This is a genomic window from Sphingomonas sp. (assembly GCF_035998645.1).
Taxonomy (GTDB): domain Bacteria; phylum Pseudomonadota; class Alphaproteobacteria; order Sphingomonadales; family Sphingomonadaceae; genus Sphingomonas.
In genome coordinates this window covers 171,630-188,881 of record NZ_DASYHL010000005.1, presented here as the reverse complement: position 1 = coordinate 188,881, position 17,252 = coordinate 171,630, and the positions used below count along the sequence as shown (strand labels likewise).

The window sequence follows — 17,252 nt, the reverse complement described above, 5'->3', positions numbered from 1 at the left end:
ATGCCCGCGACTTGGGCGCGCAGCTATCCCGACAAAGGTCGCAGTTCTACGACGAGAGTCGCACTGACCTGCGGCTCGGGATGCGCTAACGCGTGACCAGGCGCCCCGCGCGAACAGGAGAGTGAGATGGCCCAGACAATCTTCCCGGTACCCGAGCAATGGGCGGCGAACGCACTGGTAGATGCGGATGGCTATAACGCGATGTATCGCCGCTCGGTCGAGGATCCCGAGGGCTTCTGGCGAGAGGCGGCGCAGCGGATCGACTGGATCACGCCGTTCACGCGGGTCAAGGAAACCAGCTTCGACGAGGCCGATTTCGGTATCGCCTGGTTCGCCGACGGCACGCTCAACATCAGCGCCAATGCGCTCGACCGGCACCTTGCCGAGCGCGGCGACGCAACCGCGATCCTGTGGGAGCCGGACAGCCCGGATGAGCCGCACCGCGTCATCACCTATCGCGAACTGCACGCCGATGTCTGCCGCTTCGCCAATCTGCTCAAGGCACAGGGCGTGAAGCGCGGCGAGCGGGTGACACTCTATCTCCCGATGGTGCCGGAGGCGGCGGTGGCGATGCTCGCCTGCGCGCGGATCGGCGCGATCCATTCGATCGTGTTCGCCGGCTTCTCGCCCGACGCGCTCGCCGGTCGCATCCAGGATTGCGACAGCCGCATCGTCCTGACCGCCGATGAAGGGCTGCGTGGCGGCAAGCGCATCCCGCTCAAGGCCAATGTCGATGCCGCCCTCGCGCGCTGCCCCGGGGTCGAGCGCGTCATCATGCTCCGCCGCACGGGTGCCGACGTCCCGATGGTCGCGGGCCGCGACATCGACTGGGTTGATTCCGCCAGCCAGTCCGCCGACTGCCCGCCCGAGGCGATGGGCGCGGAAGACCCGCTGTTCATCCTCTACACCTCCGGCTCGACCGGCAAGCCCAAGGGCGTGCTGCACACCACCGGCGGCTATGCGGTGTGGACGTCGATGACGCATGAATATGTCTTCGATTACCGCCCCGGCCAGATCTACTGGTGCGCCGCCGATGTGGGCTGGGTCACCGGGCACAGCTATGTCGTCTACGGCCCGCTGATGAACGGCGCGACGAGCGTGATGTTTGAAGGCGTCCCCAACTTCCCCGACCACAGCCGCTTCTGGCAGGTGGTCGACAAGTTCCAGGTCGAAATCTTCTACGCCGCCCCGACCGCACTGCGCGCCTTGATGCGAGAGGGCGATGACTGGGTCACGCGCACCAGCCGCAGCAGCCTGCGCCTGCTCGGCAGCGTCGGCGAACCGATCAATCCCGAGGCATGGGAATGGTATCACCGCGTCGTCGGTGAAGGCCGCTGCCCGATCGTCGACACCTGGTGGCAGACCGAAACCGGCGGCGCGATGATCACCCCCCTTCCCGGCGCAACCGCGCTCAAGCCCGGTTCAGCGACCAAGCCGTTCTTCGGCGTCCAGCCCGCATTGCTCGACAATGACGGCAAGCTGATCGAGGGCGCAGGCGATGGGTGCCTCGTCATTACCGACAGCTGGCCCGGCCAGATGCGTACCGTGTGGGGCGACCATGACCGCTTCTTCCAGACCTATTTCAGCACCTTCCCCGGCCGCTATTTCACCGGCGACGGCTGCCGCCGCGACGAAGACGGCTATTACTGGATCACCGGCCGCATCGACGATGTCATCAACGTCTCCGGCCACCGCATGGGCACCGCCGAAATCGAGAGCGCACTCGTCGCCCACCATAAGGTCGCGGAGGCGGCGGTGGTCGGCATGCCGCACGACATCAAAGGTCAGGGCATCTACGCCTTCGTTACCACCAACGCCGAGGTCGAACCCGACGCCGCACTGCGCGCCGAGCTGATCAAATGGGTGCGCCAGGAAATCGGCCCGATCGCCACGCCCGACGTGATCCAGTTCGCCCCCGCGCTACCCAAGACCCGATCGGGCAAGATCATGCGCCGCATCCTGCGCAAGATCGGCGAGAATGACGTCAGCAACCTTGGCGACACCTCGACCCTTGCCGATCCGTCGGTGGTCGATCACCTGCTCGCCAACCGGCCGCAGCTGGTTGGCAGTTAGAGCGGCAGCCCTACATAATTCTCCGCAATCGCGGTCTGCATCGCGGTCGAACTGGCGACATAGTCCAGCTCGGCCTCCTGCATCCGGTGCTCGAACGAGCCATCCTCGGGGAAGCGGTGCATCAGCTTGGTCAGGTACCAGCTGAACCGCTCCGCCTTCCAGATCCGCGCCAGCGCGCGCGCCTGATAGCCGTCCAGCCCCGCAGAATTGCTCTGCTTCACCGCGCCAATCAGCGCGTCGCAGAGATAGGCGACATCCGAAGCGGCGAGATTCAGCCCCTTGGCCCCCGTCGGCGGCACGATATGCGCGCTGTCCCCTGCCAGGAACAGCCGCCCATGCCGCATCGTCTCGAACACGTAGGACCGCAGCGGCGCGATCGACATTTCCAGCGCGGGGCCACGCGTCACCTTATGCTCACTAATCGGATCGAACCGCGCCGCCAGCTCGTCCCACAAGCGATCCTCGGTCCAGTCCTCGACCTTATCGGTCAGCGGCACCTGGATATAATAGCGGCTGCGCGTCTTCGACCGCATCGAGGCCAGCGCAAAGCCCGCCTTCCCATTAGCGTAGATCAGCTCATCATGGCACGGCGGCACGTCCGCCAAGATGCCCAGCCAGCCGAACGGATAGACCCGCTCGAACTCGCGCACCGCGCTCACCGGGATCGCCTTGCGCGATGGCCCGTGGAACCCGTCGCACCCAGCGATATACGCACAGTCGATCCGCCGGGTCTCGCCATCCTTCACATAGGTGACAAACGGCGCATCACCCTCGATCTCATGCAGCGCGACGTCGCCCGCATCATAGATGACCTCAAGCCCCCGCTCGGGCGCTGCGTCCATCAGGTCGCGGGTCAGCTCGGTCTGGCCATAAACCATCACGTTGCGCCCAGTCAGCGCAGCGATATCGATGCGGATCAACCGATCATCGGTGGCGAGGTTGAACCCCGCCTCGACCAGCCCCTCCCGCTTCATCCGCGCATCGAGGCCAAGCCGCGTCATCAGGTCGGTCGTAACCGTCTCCAGCACCCCCGCCCGGATGCGGCCGAGCACATAGGCCGGCGACGCGCGCTCGACGACAACGCAATCCACCCCCGCCTGACGCAGCAGATGGCCGAGCAGCAGGCCGGATGGCCCTGCCCCAATGATCGCAACCTGGGTCTTCATGTCATTCCCCCACGGCCGCTCGCGCGCGGCCCATTGACGTTCAGCGCGCGGCGTTCAGTTGCTGCTCCAACTGGTGCAGCACGCGGTAGCAGGGCAGCACCTGCGCAACGCTGGAATTAGGCTCACGCCCCTCGCGGATCGCCGCCACGAACTCGCGGTCCTGCAGCTCGATGCCGTTGTTCGACACCGCCACCCCGGACAGGTCGACCGGCTCCTCGCGCCCGGTCACCAGATCGTCGTAGCGCGCGATCCAGGTGCCGTTGTCGCAGATGTAGCGGAAGAAGGTGCCGAGCGGCCCGTCATTATTGAACGACAGGCTGAGGGTACAGATTGCGCCGCTTTCCGCCTTCAGCTGAATCGACATGTCCATCGCGATGCCAAGCTCGGGATGAATCGGCCCCTGAATGGCATTGGCGGCAACGATCGGCCCGGCCTGATAGGCGAACAGGTCCACCGTATGCGCGGCGTGGTGCCACAGCAGGTGATCGGTCCAGCTGCGCGCCTCACCCTTCGCATTCATGTTCTGGCGGCGGAAGAAATAGGTCTGCACATCCATCTGCTGGACGTTCAACTCGCCCGCCGCGATCTTGCGGTGGATGTACTGATGGCTCGGGTTGAAGCGCCGCGTGTGCCCGACCATCGCGGTCAGGCCGGTCTCCTGCGCCTTGGCCAGCACCGCCTCGCCATCCGCCAGGCTGTCGCACAGCGGAATCTCGACCTGCACATGCTTGCCCGCGTCCATGCACTGGATCGCCTGCGCCGCGTGCATCTGGGTGGGCGTACACAGGATCACCGCGTCGAGGCCTGGCTGCTCCAGCGCTTCGGCGAGTTCAGTCGTGGCGTGCGCAATGCCATATTTCGCCGCGACCGCCTGAGTCGGTTCGAGCCGGCGACCGACGACCGAGATCACCTCGACCCCGTCGATCTTCTGAAGCCCGTCGAGATGCTTTTCGCCGAAAGCCCCGGCGCCTGCGAGTGCGATTTTCATAACATTCTCCCTCTCCCCTTCAGGGGAGAGGGCCGGGGAGAGGGGCAGTCCCTCAAATCCGGCCCATCGCTAAAGTCTAGAGGACTGCCCCTCTCCCAACCCTCTCCCAAAGGGGGAGAGGGCTTTGATTACTCCGCCGCCTCCGCAAACCCGCTGCCCGCCATATCCAGCCCCTCGCCATTGTCAGGGCGCAGGACGAGATGGCCGATCGCGGTATTCGAGCACGGGATGTGGTAATGCCGATGCAGCGCGGCGGTGCGCTTGCCCATCGCGCCGCGCATGATCAGCCACATGACCATCTCGATCCCCTCGGACCCGGTTTCGCGCAGATATTCGATGTGCGGAATGCGGCGCAGGTGATCGCTCTCGCCGATCAGCCCGTCGAGGAACATATTGTCCCATTCGCGATTGATCAGGCCCGCGCGCGGCCCCTGCAACTGGTGGCTCATGCCGCCGGTGCCCCACACCTGAACGTTCAGATTCTCGGGGAAGCTCGCCACCGCGCGCGCAATCGCCTCACCCAGCGCCCAGCAGCGATTGCCCGAGGGCGGCGGGTAGGTGACGACATTGACCGCCAGCGGGATCACCTTGCACGGCCAGGCATCGGGCGTCCCGAACATCATCGACAGCGGGACGGTCAGGCCGTGATCGACCTGCATCTCGTTGATGATCGTCATGTCGAATTCGTCGAGGACCAGGCTCTGCGCGATGTGCCAGGCAAGGTCGGGATGCCCCTCGACATCCGGCACCGGGCGCGGGCCCCAGCCCTCGTCGGCCGACGTGTAGCGCTCGCCACAGCCGATCGCGAAGGTCGGGATGATCTTCATGTCGAACGCCGATGCGTGGTCGTTATAGACCAGAATGACGACATCAGGCTTCTCGGCCTTCTCCCATTCGCGGGTCCAGTCATATCCGGCAAAGATCGGGCCGAAATAATCGTCGCGGTCCTTGCCCTGATCGACGGCAACGCCGAGCAGCGGGACATGGCTCGATGCAACACCTGCGGTAATGCGGGCCATTCTTATCGTCCTTCTTTGATCGAGCGGACGCCGATGGGCGAACGCCCGCCGCGCATCATCATCTCGCGATATTCGGGGAAGCTCATGTCGGTCATCGTGCTGACCGCCTCGGCAAAGGGGATGCCGTCGGTCGAGAACAGCTTGGCCAGGAAATAGACGTTGCCGCCCAGGTCGAGACACTTGTTGTAATCGCGGTCGAGCAGCGCCTGTTTCGCCTCTTCGCTGATCGGCCATTCGTCGAGATAGGCGCGCTCGTCCGCCTTGAACCGCGCACGGTTCTCAGCGGTCATCAGGCTCATTGCGAACTGGTTGATATGGTAACCGGCGCGCGCGCGCTTGGCGGTGAACACGCGGGTGCCGGGGATGTCTTCAAACTCGGCGAGGTAGGCGTGGATGTCGGTGTGGTCGGTCACAGGCCGCGCTCCTTCAGAATTGCATCAAGGCGCGGGAAGACGCGTCGGGCATTGCCCGCAAAGATCGCGGAGCGCTCGGCGTCCGAAATCTCCAGCGCGTCGACATAGCGCTTGGTGTCGTCGAAATACTGGCCGGTGGTCGGGTCGATGCCGCGCACCGCACCGACCATCTCCGATCCGAACAGGATGTTCTTGTTGTCGATCACGTCGGCGAGCAGGTCGATGCCCGGCTGGTGATAGACACAGGTGTCGAAGAAGATGTTGTTCATCAGATGCGTATCGAGCGCCGGCTTCTTCAGCATGTCGGCAAGGCCGCGATAGCGCCCCCAATGATACGGCACCGCGCCGCCACCATGCGGGATGATGAAGCGCAAGGTCGGGAAATCGGCGAACAGATCACCCTCCAGCAGCTGCATGAACGCGACCGTGTCGGCGGCGATGTAATAGCCGCCGGTCGCGTGCATCGCCGGGTTACAGCTGCCCGAGACGTGGATCATCGCCGGCACGTCCAGCTCGACCATCTTCTCGTAGAACGGGTACCAGTAACGGTCGGTCAGCGGCGGATGGGTGAAATGCCCGCCGCCCGGATCGGGGTTGAGGTTGCACCCGATAAAGCCGAGGTCGGTGACGCAGCGCTCCAGTTCGGCGATGCTCGCGCTCATATCGGCCTTGGGCGATTGCGGCAGCATGCACACGCCGACGAACGTCTCGGGGAACAGCCCGACGACGCGCGCGATCAGGTCGTTGCAGCGCCGCGCCCATTCGATCGCGACGCCCTCATCCCCGACATGCGGTGCCATCGCCGAAGCGCGGGGGGAAAAGATCGTCAGGTCCGCACCGCGTTCCTTGATCAGGCGCAGCTGGTTCGCCTCGATCGTCTCGCGGATCTCGTCATCGCTGATTTCAGGATAGGGCGGGCACGGCGTCCCCGCCTTGAACGCAGCCTTCTGTTCCTCGCGCCAGGCGTCATGCGCCTTGGGCAGGACGGTGTAATGGCCGTGGCAGTCGATGATGAGACTCACGCATTCCCTCCAAAAACCTTCGTCGTCCCGGCCTTGAGCCGGGACAGGGCTTTTTCCTTGTTCGAGCGACCAGAAAGGCAGCCCGGCCCCGGCTCAAGGCCGGGGCGACGGAGGGGAGCGGCGATCACGACACCCTCCCCTCAATCGCCACCAGCTTCGCCGTCAGTCCTTCGGGTGGCGTCATGCCGAGCGCACCCATCTCCCGCTGACGCTGGATCGTGCCGCGCGTCATCGCCGGATCAACGCCCAGATCGCTCAGCGTCTTCGCGACCTCCTCCATCTCGGCGGCGCGCCGCGTGCCATGCGCGAGCATCCGGTCGAGATTATAGTCGGCGCGCGTGGCCCAGGACTGTTCCTTCCAGCTTGCGTCGAGCGAGGCGAGCACCGCTTCGCGCACCCCGGCGCGTTCCGCGGCCAGCACGCATTCAGCGGTCAGCGCCTCCAACCCCTTGACCATCACCGACCGGATCATCTTGATCGCCGACGCATCGCCGACATTGGCTCCCGACACGGCGACCTTGGTAAAGCCATAGGCGCGCAACGCATCGGCGGCGTCCTCCGCATGCGGCCCCGCCACCAGCAGCGGCACGCCCAGCCGCGCGGGCAACACCGGCGCCATTACCGCAACATCGACATAGCGCCCACCCGCCGCCTCAATCACCTGCGCGGCATCCCGCTTGGTGCCGGGCGCAACGCTATTCATGTCGAGCCACAGCGTTCCCGGTCGCAGCAACGGCGCACAGCGCTGCGCGGCCGCGAGCGCTTGGTCCGCAGTGATGAGGCACAGCACCAGATCGGCCCGCGCCAGCGCACCGGCGGGGGTTGCGGACCAGCGGATTTGGGCGGATTCGAAATCAGAAATCTTGGCAGGGCGGGTATCGGGGCTGTCGGTCGCGATGTCGAACGCCGCGGCGCCGGGTTGGGCGAAGGCTTGTCCGGCTTCGCCAAATCCCACGAAGGATGTCCACTCGATCATGCGGCCTATGAAGCGTTGTTACGCGACATGTTCTAATCGGATTGCGATCGGCGCTATCCGTTTTCCTGAATTCTGGTCTCTTGCGATGCGCGGTGGAGCAGTTCGATGAAGCGGGATTGGGCGCGGGTCGGGCGCCAGCTTGCGCGCGTGCTGATGCCGATCGTGCGGACGGCGCCGGCGAGTTGCGGGCCGATGCTTTCGAGCATCCCCGCCCCCACCTCCAGCGCGACCTGATCGGGGGACAGCAGGGTGAGCAGGTCGCTCTGCACCAGCAGGCCGCGGATCACCATCACCGACCCGCACTCGATCGGCACCGGCGGCAGCACGCGGCCCGCGAACAGCGCTTCCCAATGCGTGCGCAGCGGCGTGCCGATCGGGCCGACGACCCAGGATTGCGCGGCGAGCGTGTCGAGATCGACCGGCCCCTGCGCCAGCGGATGCCCGCGCCGCCCGAAGATCGCGAGCCGGTCGGTGAACAGCGGCACCTGTTCGACGCCCGGCGGGCAGTCATCGCGCAGCGCGCCGACCATGATGTCGATGATGCCGTCGAGCAGCGGGTCGACCAGCTCGCGCCACGATCCCTCCACCACATCGACCACCGTCCGCGGCTCTTCACGCAGGAACTGGGCGAGGCTGTGTGGCAGTAGCAGCGCACGGCTGAGCGGCATCGCGCCGATCGCGATGCGCCCGCCCTCCCCTTCGTCACCGCGCGCTTCGGCGATCCCGGCGGCGATCTCACCGGCGGCGAGCCGGACGCCGCGCGCCAGCGTGCGGCCTGCCGGCGTCAGCGCCATCCCCCGCCCCCGCCGCTCGGCGAGCGGCGTCGCGCAAACCTGTTCGAGTTCACGCACCGAGCGATGCACCGCAGGCTGCGACATGCCACTCGCCGCCGCCGCACCGGCAAAGCCCTGCGCGTCGGCGAAGTGCAGAAATGCGTCGAGCTGGGTCGCGGTCATCAGCAGCTCAGGCCGCGCAAATCCGCGCGTTCCGCCGCGCGCGGAACGGCGGGTCGCGGCGGCGAGTTGGTCGAAGGCACGGGCGACCCGTTCGGCCAACGCAGTCCCCGCCGGACTGGGTGTCACCCCGTCCGAATGCCGGTCGAACAGCGTGACGCCGAGCTGCTTTTCCAGCTTGGCCAGCCCCTGGGTCAACGCCGGCTGCGACAACCCCGCAGCCTCCGCCGCACGGTTGAGGCTACCCTGCGCGATCACTTGCCCAAGCGCGCGCAGATGCCGGAGGTTGAGATCGAAAGGCCGCATCGCCGCGCCGATATATCCGAAAATCTTATTACATAAACGGAATTCATATTATGGTGTGTTGGAGATACCCCGCCATGGAAAGCGAACATCGTCGCGGGCCGAAATGCGCATTTGTTCAAAAAAGCGAACATGTCGCGCAACAAGGCTGCATCGGCCCAAAGGCGGGTTAGACATTTCGCACCGGAGAAAACAATGAGTGCACGCGTCGTCCAAAACATCGAGCGCACCGCGATGGACATCGTCGACGGCCTCGCGCAGGCCGGCGTCGCGACGGTGCATGAGGCGCAGGGGCGGATTGGCCTGCTCGCGCATTATATGCGGCCGATTTACTCCGGCGCGCGGATCGCGGGGAATGCGGTCACCATCTCCTCCCCACCGGGCGACAATTGGATGGTGCATGTCGCGATCGAGCAGCTGCAGGCGGGCGACATCCTCGTCCTCGCGCCGACCTCCCCCTGCGTCGATGGCTATTTCGGCGACCTGCTCGCGACCAGCGCGATGGCGCGCGGGTGCCGGGGGCTGGTGATTGACGCAGGCGTGCGCGACGTGCGCGACCTGACGCAGATGGGCTTTCCGGTGTGGTCGAAGGCGGTGTTTGCGCAGGGGACGGTCAAGAACACGCTGGGGTCGGTCAATGTGCCGATCGTGTGCGCGGGCGCGGCGATCGAGCCGGGCGATGTGATCGTCGCCGATGATGACGGCGTGTGCGTGGTCAAGCGTGGCGATGCGGCGGCGGTGCTTGAGGCTGCGGGCAAGCGTGAGGCTGCGGAAGAAGCCAAGCGGGTGCGGCTGGCGGCGGGCGAGCTGGGGCTGGATATTTATGACATGCGGCCTCGGCTTGAGGAGATGGGGTTGCGGTATGAGTGAGGCTCAAATCCTCCCCGGAACGGGGAGGTGGCAGCGCGCAGCGCTGACGGAGGGGGCCCGCGTCACGGGACTCCCTTGCCTCGGGCCCCCTCCACCGCCTTCGGCGGTCCCCCTCCCCGTTCCGGGGAGGATTTTGTGAGCGGCGTCCGCTGCATGTGGATGCGGGGTGGGACGTCGAAGGGCGGGTATTTCCTTGCCGACGACCTGCCCGCCGACACCGGCGCGCGCGATGCCTTTTTGCTGCGGGTGATGGGGTCGCCCGATCCGCGGCAGATCGACGGGATGGGCGGCGCCGATCCGCTGACGAGCAAGGTCGCCGTGGTGCGCAAGTCCGCACGGGACGGCGTCGATGTCGACTATCTGTTCCTGCAGGTGTTCGTCGATCAGGCGATCGTCACCGATGCGCAGAATTGCGGGAATATCCTGGCTGGCATCGGGCCGTTCGCGATCGAGCGCGGGCTGGTTGCTGCACGGGATGGCGCGACGCGGGTTGCGATCTTCATGGAGAATACCGGGCAGGTTGCCGTCGCGACGGTGCAGACGCCGGGTGGCCAGGTAACCTATACCGGCGAGGCCAGCATCAGCGGCGTGCCGGGGACTGCTGCGCCAATCCCGCTGGCCTTTCGCGATACCGCCGGGTCGTCGTGCGGCGCGCTGCTGCCGAGCGGCAATGGCGTCGATGAGATCGACGGCGTGCGCGTGACGATGATCGACAATGGCATGCCGTGCGTCGTGATCGCGGCGAGCGATGTCGGCATTACCGGTTACGAGGATCGCGACACGCTCGACGCCGATGCGGCGATGAAGGCGAAGGTCGAGGCGATCCGGTTGAAGGCCGGGCCGCTGATGAACCTGGGCGATGTGACCGACAAGTCGGTGCCCAAGATGATGCTGGTCGCCGCGCCGCGTGACGGCGGCGCGATTGCGGTGCGCTCACTGATCCCGCACCGGGTGCATGCGTCGATCGGGGTGCTGGGCGCGGTGAGCGTGGCGACGGCGTGTCTGATCGAGGGATCCCCGGCGGCTGCGCTGGCGGTGGTGCCGGAGGGGCGGACGCTGACGCTGGGGGTCGAGCATCCGACCGGGGTTACCGAATGTGTCGTGACGCTGGATGATGCTGGTGCGCCGGTTGAGGCCGGGATGCTGCGGACGGCGCGCAAATTGATGGACGGGGAAGTCTTCGCATGAGCACGACCGACGCAGACGGGCGCATTCGCAGTTGGACGCTGGAGCCGTCGAAGCCGCGCTTTACCCCGCCGCCGGGCGCGGTCGATGCGCATTGCCATGTGTTCGGGCCGCAGGCGCAATTCCCGTTCAGCGCCAAGGCCAAGTATCTGCCGCAGGATGCCGGGCCGGATGCGCTGTTCGCGCTGCGCGCGCGGCTGGGCTTTGCGCGCAACGTCATCGTGCAGGCGAGCTGTCACGGGACCGACAACGCCGCGACGCTGAATGGCATTGCCGTATCGGGCGGGACGTGTCGCGGGGTCGCGGTAGTCGATCCGGCGATCAGCGATGCCGAGCTGGATGCGCTGCATGCGGGCGGCATTCGCGGGGTGCGGTTCAACTTTCTGAAGCGGCTGGTGGACGATGCGCCCAAGGACAAGTTCCTTGATGTGGCACAGCGGATCGCGCGGCTGAACTGGCATGTCGTGGTCTATTTCGAGGCGGATATCCTTGAGGAGATGAAGCCGTTCCTCGCCGCGATTCCGGTGCCGATCGTGATCGACCATATGGGTCGGCCCGATGTGCGGCAGGGACCGGACGGGGCGGACATGACCGCGTTCCGAGCATTGCTCGATAGCCGCGATGACATCTGGACCAAGGTCACCTGCCCCGACCGGCTCGATCCCGCCGGGCCGCCTTATGCGGACTTTGTGAACGCAGTGCGGCCGCTGGTCGAAGCCTATCCCGATCGGGTGTTGTGGGGCACCGACTGGCCGCATCCGAACATGGAGACCGTGCTGCCCGATGACGGCGCGCTGGTCGATGTGATCCCGGCGATCGCGCCGACCGCAGCGTTGCAGCACAAGCTACTCGTCGCCAACCCGATGCGGCTCTACTGGCCCGAGGAAGCCTGACCATCGCGGCGGGGCGCGCCGAGGCGGCGAAGGGGCGGTTGATCCTGCTGGGCGGGATCATCGCGCTGGGATCGCTGGCGATCCAGATCATCGTTCCCGCCTTGCCGCAGCTGGCCGAGGGGATCGGCGCAACGCCGGCGGGCGGACAGCTGGTCATTTCGCTTTATCTGATCGGGCTGGCGCTGGGGCAGCTGGGCTGGGCGCCGGTTGCCGATCATCATGGGCGCAGGCCGGTGCTGATCGGCGGGTTGGTCGTCTTTCTGGTTGGCACCCTGTTGTGCGCCGTTGCGAGTGATCTGGCGACAATGCTGGTCGGTCGCGCGGTGCAGGCGATCGGGGCGTCGTCGTCGCTGGTCGCGGGGCGCGCGATGGCGACCGACACCGCGCCGGTGGGCAAGGCCGCCGCGCCGCTCGCGATCCTGACCAGCGTGACGTTGATCTCCCCTGCCCTCGCCCCGGCGCTGGGCGGCGCGGTGACAAGCGTGGGCGGGTGGCGCGCGCTGTTCTGGATCCTCGCCGGTTTGACGCTGATTGGCGGAGCGCTGGCGTTGCGGATGCTGCCCGAGACGCGACCCGGCGACCATGCGCCGGTCCACGCGCGGCGGATCGCGACGACCTATTGGCAGGTGCTGCGCCAGCGCGGCTATCTGCCGCTCGCGCTGTCCAATGCGCTGATCAGCGGGGGGTTCTTTACCTTTCTGGCGGCGTCGCCGTTCGTGCTGGATGCGGCGGGGGCGACGCCGGCGCAGGCGGGGCTGTTCTACTCGGCGGTGGCGTGCGCGATCATTGGGGGCACCTTGTGCGTGCCCGTCGTGCTGCGCCGCTGGCCGCGCGGGTTGAAGCCGGCGGGATCGGTGGCACTGGGCAGCGGCGCGGTCGTGATCTTGGTGGTCGCGGCGACGGGGGCGCATCTGGCGGGGGTGTTCGTGGCGATGAGCCTGATCGCGTTTGGCGCTGGGCTGACCGGCCCTGCCCTGCTCGCCGAAGCGATCGAGCAGCAGCGGGAGCGGGCGAGCGCGGCTACGGGCCTGTTCGGGACGATGCAGATGGGGGGTGCGGCGTTGATCTCGACGCTGGCGGTGCGGCTGGCGCCGTCGGCGGCGGTGGAGTTGGGGGTGATCGGGGTGCTGGTGGTGGTGGCTTTGGGGTTGCGGGTTTGGGGGAGTCGCAAGCTGGATTAGCTCAATTCCTCCCCTGCGCCGCAGGGGAGGTGGCAGCGCGCAGCGCTGACGGAGGGGCGGCCGCGTAGACGGCCGTGGGCAGCTCGGCAAATTCCGCCCTCTGCGAGGGCGGCCCCTCCACCACCCGCTACGCGGGCGGTCCCCCTCCCCTGAGCGCGCTCAGGGGAGGAATTGGGCGCGTCAGCCCCAAACGTCCTTCGCCACGTCGATCACCAGGCGCATCTTTGCCGCCTGCTGCTCGACCTCGATGTCATTGCCGTGGACGGTCGAGGAGAAGCCGCATTGCGGCGACAGTGCGAGCTGGTCGAGTGGCGCGAACTGCGCGGCTTCTTCGATGCGGCGCTTGATGTCGTCCTTTGACTCCAGCTCGCCGAGCTTGGTGGTGACGAGGCCGAGCACGACGGTCTTGCCCTTGGGTACGAAGCGCAGCGGAGCGAAATCGCCCGAGCGGGGATCGTCATATTCGAGGAAATAACCGTCGATCTTCAATTCGTTGAACAGCACTTCGGCGACGGGTTCGTAACCGCCTTCGGCTGCCCAGCTCGAGCGGAAATTGCCGCGGCACAGGTGGACGCAGACGACCATGTCGTCGGGCTTGTCGCGGATCGAGTCGTTGATGATGCGGGCATAGAGGCGCGGCAGCTCGTCCGGGTCCATGCCGCGCTTGCGGGCGTTTTCGCGCTGCGTGTCGTCGCACAGGTATGCGAGGTTGGTGTCGTCGAGCTGGAGGTAGCGGCAGCCGGCGTCGGCGAGGCTGGCGATCTCGGCGCGATAGGCGGCGGCGAGGTCGGTGTAGAAGTCCTCAAGGTCGGGATATGCTGCAGCGTCGATCGCATCGCGGCCGCCGCGGAAGTGCAGCATGGTCGGCGACGGGATCGTGACCTTGGGAGTGCGGCTGGTGCAGCTGGCGAGGAATTCATAATCGGCGCGCTGAATGTCGCGGGCATGTTCGATCTTGCCCGTGATCTTCATCACCGGCGGGGCGTAGGACAGTTCCTTGCCGCCATGCTGGTGGAAATGGACCGCGGTGCCGCCGGCCTCTTCGACGCCATCGAGCTGGAGCAGGAAGTCGGTGTGGAAATAGGTGCGACGGAACTCGCCGTCGGTGATCCCTTCAAGGCCCAGATCCTCCTGTAACTTCACGACGCCGCGAATCGCCTCGTCTTCAACTGCGCGCAGGGCGGCGGCGTCGATTTCGCCCGCTTTGAACGCGGCGCGGGCGTCGATCAGCGCCTTGGGGCGGAGGAAGCTGCCGACATGATCGGCGCGGAACGGGGGTTTGGACATCCTGATTCTCCTTGCGATATTTGTAAGTGTTACATACAAAATGCTGCAACGATCGATAGGACAGGAAGAGGAGCGAGGCAATGACCTGGATCACCAACCGCTGGTATGTCGCCGCATGGGATTCGGAGGTGGACCGCACGCCGATCGCGCGCACCATCTGTGGCGAACCGGTGATGCTGTACCGCAAGCTCGACCGCAGCGTGGTGGCGATGCGCGATGCGTGTCCGCACCGGCTGTTGCCGCTGTCGATGGGGTTCAAGGAGGGGGATTCGATCCGGTGCCGCTATCACGGGCTGCTGATCGAACCCGATGGCTGTGCCAGCGAAATGCCGATCAAGTCCGAAGCGGTGCCCAAGGCGGTGTGCGCGACGCTGTATCCGGTGGTGGAGAAGCATCGCTTTGTATGGGTGTGGATCGGCGAGGCGGCGAAGGCCGATCCGGCGACGATCCCCGATTTCTGGCCGTGCAGCACGCCGGGTTGGACGTTCGATGGCGGGTACAACCATATCAGCTGCGACTATCGGCTGGTGATCGACAATTTGATGGACCTGTCTCACGAGACCTGGGTGCATCAGGGGTCGATCGGGCAGCATGAGATTACCGAGGCGCCGATCGAAACTGTGGTGAAGGGCGAGGAGGTGTTTGTCCGCCGCTGGATGCCGGGGATCGAGCCGCCGCCGTTCTGGCGCGACGCGCTGCGTTCGGCCGGGCCGGTCGATCGGTGGCAGGTGTGCCACTTCCTGCCGCCCTCTTCGGTGCTGATCGATGTCGGCGTTTCGCCGGCCGATGCGGGCGATACCATCGAGAGCCACGATTCGGGGGTGCGCGGCTTCGTCGTCGATGCCATGACTCCGGAGACCGAAACGACGACTCACTATTTCTGGGGCATGGCGCGCAACTTTGACATCGACGATGCCGGCTTCACCGCACGGTTCAAGGCGCAGCAGGGCCAGGTGTTCGACGAAGATGTCGAAGTGCTGGAGGCGCAGCAGCGCAGCATCGTCGCGAATCCCGACATGAAGCTGCGCGGCTATTCGATCGATCAGGGCAGCGTTCGGGCGCGGACGATCATCCGCAAGCTGATGGAGGCGGAGACCGCGTGACGATCGGGCGCGGCGATCTCGACCGCAACCTTGGCCTGCGCCTGCGTCGGGCGCATGGCGCGGTGCAGCGGCATTTCGTCGAGCATTTCGCCGACCTCGGCCTGACGCAGAAACAGGTGTCGGTGCTGTGGCTGACCGGGGATCACCCCGATCTGGCGCAGGCCGACCTGGCAATCGCGCTCGACATGGATCGCGCGACGACGATGGCGCTGGTCCATGGGCTGGAGAAGCGCGCTCTGGTGTCGCGCAGTCCGTCGCGCACCGATGGGCGGCGGATCGCGTTCCGCCTGACCGACGCGGGCGAGGCGCTGCTGGCCAAGGCCAAGGTCGCGATCGTCGAGCATGAAGCGTGGGTGAAGGGACGATTCAGCGCGGCCGAACTCGCGACGCTTGAGGAAATGCTCGCACGCATCTATCGCTGACTTGTTTGCCGATATAACAATGGCCGGACACCGGCCGATGGAGGGGAAATGGCTACCGATCCGCGTGCAGTGATCGACCGCGCACCGATGTCCCGGTTCCAATGGGGCGTGGTCGCGACGATGGTCGGGCTCAACGCGCTCGACGGGTTCGACGTGCTGTCGATCAGCTTCGCCTCCCCCGGCATTGCCGCCGACTGGGGCATCGATCGCGCCCAGCTCGGCATCGTCCTGTCGATGGAGCTGGTCGGCATGGCGATCGGGTCGCTGTTCCTGGGCGGCATTGCCGACCGGATCGGGCGGCGCGCGACGATCCTGTCGTGCCTTGGCATCATGACCGTCGGCATGCTCGGCGCGGCGAGCGCGGGCGGCGTCTATTCGCTGATGTGCTGGCGCGTCCTCACCGGCCTTGGCATCGGCGGCATGCTTGCAGCGACCAATGCGGCAGTGGCGGAGGCGGCCAATGCCAAGCACCGATCGCTCGCGGTGGTGCTGATGGCGGCGGGCTATCCGGTCGGGACGATCATCGGCGGGTCGATTTCGGCCGTGCTGCTGTCGATGTATGACTGGCGCGCAGTGTTCGTGTTCGGCGCGGTGTGTTCGCTGCTGTTCGTGCCATTGGTGCTTTGGCGCGCGCCGGAATCGGTCGCGTTCCTGATGCATCGGCGCCCGCCGAACGCGCTGGCGCGGATCAACGCCAACCTTGCGCGGATGGGCCATCCGCCGATCGACGCGCTGCCCGAGCCGGACGTAGTGACGTCGCGCAAGGCGCCGCTGGTCAATCTGTTCTCGCCCGGGTTGATCCGGCCGACAATCCTGCTGACGCTCGCCTATCTGACGCACATCATGACCTTTTACTTCATCCTGAAATGGATCCCGAAGATCGTCGTCGACATGGGCTTCCCGCCGCCTGAGGCCGCGGGCGTGCTGGTGTGGGCGAGCATCGGCGGGGCGACCGGATCGCTGATCCTGGGGCTGCTGACCGGCAAGATCCGGCTGCTCGCGCTCACCATCGTGGCGATGCTGCTGTCGACCGCGCTCATCATCCTGTTCGGTCAGGGGCAGAGCGATCTGGCCGGGCTGTCGATGGTCGCAGCCGCAGCGGGCTTTGCCACCAATGCCGGCGTGGTTGGCCTGTATGCGCTGATCGCCCAGTCGTTCCCGACCGGGGTTCGCGCATCGGCGACCGGCTTCGTCATCGGCGTCGGGCGCGGCGGATCGGCGCTGGCCCCTGCCCTTGCCGGCTTCCTGTTCGCGGCGGGCTACGGACTGCCGACGGTGGCAATCCTGATGAGCATCGGCTCGATCGTCGCGGCGCTCGCGTTGCTGGCGATGCGCGGATGGAAGCAGCCGGTCGAGGGCGCGGCCGGTTGACAGCCGCCCCGCGCCCCGGCGAGGGTC

The 17,252-nt window shown here is 66.4% G+C and carries 16 protein-coding genes; 8 read left to right on the top strand and 8 right to left on the bottom strand.

The features are described from left to right. The first annotated feature begins 126 nt into the window (after positions 1 to 126). On the top strand, positions 127 to 2,073 hold the full coding sequence (gene acs / locus VGN66_RS14560) for an acetate--CoA ligase (RefSeq protein ID WP_327519542.1): 1,947 nt from the start codon (positions 127 to 129) through the stop codon (positions 2,071 to 2,073). Here acs and pobA read toward each other — a convergent pair. From pobA to VGN66_RS14525, 7 genes are all read right to left on the bottom strand, one after another. Next, positions 2,070 to 3,239 (bottom strand): 4-hydroxybenzoate 3-monooxygenase, encoded by a 1,170-nt coding sequence (gene pobA, locus VGN66_RS14555; RefSeq protein WP_327519541.1) that lies wholly within the window; start codon positions 3,237 to 3,239, stop codon positions 2,070 to 2,072. The genes acs and pobA overlap by 4 nt on opposite strands. Positions 3,240 to 3,279: 40 nt before the next feature. Next, positions 3,280 to 4,227 (bottom strand): Gfo/Idh/MocA family oxidoreductase, encoded by a 948-nt coding sequence (locus VGN66_RS14550; protein WP_327519540.1) that lies wholly within the window; start codon positions 4,225 to 4,227, stop codon positions 3,280 to 3,282. Between the two features lie 128 nt (positions 4,228 to 4,355). Then, the gene (locus VGN66_RS14545; protein ID WP_327519539.1) at positions 4,356 to 5,246 is read right to left on the bottom strand and encodes a class III extradiol dioxygenase subunit beta; all 891 of its coding nucleotides are present in this window, start codon (positions 5,244 to 5,246) and stop codon (positions 4,356 to 4,358) included. A gap of 2 nt (positions 5,247 to 5,248) precedes the next feature. Further along, positions 5,249 to 5,659 (bottom strand): protocatechuate 4,5-dioxygenase subunit alpha, encoded by a 411-nt coding sequence (gene ligA / locus VGN66_RS14540; RefSeq protein ID WP_327519538.1) that lies wholly within the window; start codon positions 5,657 to 5,659, stop codon positions 5,249 to 5,251. Continuing rightward, the gene (locus VGN66_RS14535) at positions 5,656 to 6,681 is read right to left on the bottom strand and encodes an amidohydrolase family protein (RefSeq protein ID WP_327519537.1); all 1,026 of its coding nucleotides are present in this window, start codon (positions 6,679 to 6,681) and stop codon (positions 5,656 to 5,658) included. The genes ligA and VGN66_RS14535 overlap by 4 nt, the downstream gene beginning before the upstream one ends. Positions 6,682 to 6,805: 124 nt before the next feature. Next, the gene (locus VGN66_RS14530; protein ID WP_327519536.1) at positions 6,806 to 7,657 is read right to left on the bottom strand and encodes an NAD(P)-dependent oxidoreductase; all 852 of its coding nucleotides are present in this window, start codon (positions 7,655 to 7,657) and stop codon (positions 6,806 to 6,808) included. A 53-nt stretch (positions 7,658 to 7,710) separates the two neighbouring features. Further along, positions 7,711 to 8,916 (bottom strand): LysR family transcriptional regulator, encoded by a 1,206-nt coding sequence (locus tag VGN66_RS14525; protein WP_327519535.1) that lies wholly within the window; start codon positions 8,914 to 8,916, stop codon positions 7,711 to 7,713. 192 nt (positions 8,917 to 9,108) lie between these two features. Between VGN66_RS14525 and ligK the strand changes: the two genes are divergently transcribed. From ligK to VGN66_RS14505, 4 genes are all read left to right on the top strand, one after another. After that, positions 9,109 to 9,783 carry a 4-carboxy-4-hydroxy-2-oxoadipate aldolase/oxaloacetate decarboxylase gene (ligK, locus tag VGN66_RS14520; RefSeq protein ID WP_327519534.1) on the top strand — a complete coding sequence of 225 codons (675 nt, stop codon included), beginning with the start codon at positions 9,109 to 9,111 and terminating at the stop codon, positions 9,781 to 9,783. 153 nt (positions 9,784 to 9,936) lie between these two features. Further along, positions 9,937 to 10,971 (top strand): 4-oxalomesaconate tautomerase, encoded by a 1,035-nt coding sequence (locus VGN66_RS14515; RefSeq protein WP_327520274.1) that lies wholly within the window; start codon positions 9,937 to 9,939, stop codon positions 10,969 to 10,971. Beyond that, a complete protein-coding gene (locus VGN66_RS14510) occupies positions 10,968 to 11,861 on the top strand; it encodes an amidohydrolase family protein (RefSeq protein WP_327519533.1) in 894 nt (297 codons plus the stop codon). The genes VGN66_RS14515 and VGN66_RS14510 overlap by 4 nt, the downstream gene beginning before the upstream one ends. A 38-nt stretch (positions 11,862 to 11,899) precedes the next feature. Beyond that, on the top strand, positions 11,900 to 13,042 hold the full coding sequence (locus VGN66_RS14505) for a multidrug effflux MFS transporter (protein WP_327519532.1): 1,143 nt from the start codon (positions 11,900 to 11,902) through the stop codon (positions 13,040 to 13,042). A 180-nt stretch (positions 13,043 to 13,222) separates the two neighbouring features. Here VGN66_RS14505 and VGN66_RS14500 read toward each other — a convergent pair whose 3' ends face one another. Further along, positions 13,223 to 14,329: a 5-methyltetrahydropteroyltriglutamate--homocysteine S-methyltransferase gene (locus tag VGN66_RS14500; protein WP_327519531.1), complete on the bottom strand. Its 1,107-nt coding sequence runs from the start codon at positions 14,327 to 14,329 to the stop codon at positions 13,223 to 13,225. A gap of 80 nt (positions 14,330 to 14,409) precedes the next feature. Between VGN66_RS14500 and VGN66_RS14495 the strand changes: the two genes are divergently transcribed. The 3 genes from VGN66_RS14495 to VGN66_RS14485 are packed head-to-tail and all read left to right on the top strand — an operon-like array spanning position 14,410 to position 17,225. After that, positions 14,410 to 15,432 carry an aromatic ring-hydroxylating dioxygenase subunit alpha gene (locus tag VGN66_RS14495; RefSeq protein ID WP_327519530.1) on the top strand — a complete coding sequence of 341 codons (1,023 nt, stop codon included), beginning with the start codon at positions 14,410 to 14,412 and terminating at the stop codon, positions 15,430 to 15,432. Beyond that, positions 15,429 to 15,854 carry a MarR family winged helix-turn-helix transcriptional regulator gene (locus VGN66_RS14490; RefSeq protein WP_327519529.1) on the top strand — a complete coding sequence of 142 codons (426 nt, stop codon included), beginning with the start codon at positions 15,429 to 15,431 and terminating at the stop codon, positions 15,852 to 15,854. The genes VGN66_RS14495 and VGN66_RS14490 overlap by 4 nt, the downstream gene beginning before the upstream one ends. 48 nt (positions 15,855 to 15,902) lie before the next feature. Further along, positions 15,903 to 17,225 (top strand): MFS transporter, encoded by a 1,323-nt coding sequence (locus tag VGN66_RS14485; RefSeq protein ID WP_327519528.1) that lies wholly within the window; start codon positions 15,903 to 15,905, stop codon positions 17,223 to 17,225. The last annotated feature ends 27 nt before the right edge of the window (positions 17,226 to 17,252 follow it).

Coding starts and splice junctions, on each gene's coding strand:
- VGN66_RS14495 (WP_327519530.1), top strand. CDS start 14,410: ATGACCTGGATCACCAACCGCTGGTATGTCGCCGCATGGGATTCGGAG.
- VGN66_RS14545 (WP_327519539.1), bottom strand. CDS start 5,246: ATGGCCCGCATTACCGCAGGTGTTGCATCGAGCCATGTCCCGCTGCTC.
- VGN66_RS14485 (WP_327519528.1), top strand. CDS start 15,903: ATGGCTACCGATCCGCGTGCAGTGATCGACCGCGCACCGATGTCCCGG.
- pobA (WP_327519541.1), bottom strand. CDS start 3,239: ATGAAGACCCAGGTTGCGATCATTGGGGCAGGGCCATCCGGCCTGCTG.
- VGN66_RS14500 (WP_327519531.1), bottom strand. CDS start 14,329: ATGTCCAAACCCCCGTTCCGCGCCGATCATGTCGGCAGCTTCCTCCGC.
- VGN66_RS14510 (WP_327519533.1), top strand. CDS start 10,968: ATGAGCACGACCGACGCAGACGGGCGCATTCGCAGTTGGACGCTGGAG.
- VGN66_RS14550 (WP_327519540.1), bottom strand. CDS start 4,227: ATGAAAATCGCACTCGCAGGCGCCGGGGCTTTCGGCGAAAAGCATCTC.
- VGN66_RS14515 (WP_327520274.1), top strand. CDS start 9,937: ATGTGGATGCGGGGTGGGACGTCGAAGGGCGGGTATTTCCTTGCCGAC.
- VGN66_RS14525 (WP_327519535.1), bottom strand. CDS start 8,916: ATGCGGCCTTTCGATCTCAACCTCCGGCATCTGCGCGCGCTTGGGCAA.
- VGN66_RS14530 (WP_327519536.1), bottom strand. CDS start 7,657: ATGATCGAGTGGACATCCTTCGTGGGATTTGGCGAAGCCGGACAAGCC.
- ligK (WP_327519534.1), top strand. CDS start 9,109: ATGAGTGCACGCGTCGTCCAAAACATCGAGCGCACCGCGATGGACATC.
- acs (WP_327519542.1), top strand. CDS start 127: ATGGCCCAGACAATCTTCCCGGTACCCGAGCAATGGGCGGCGAACGCA.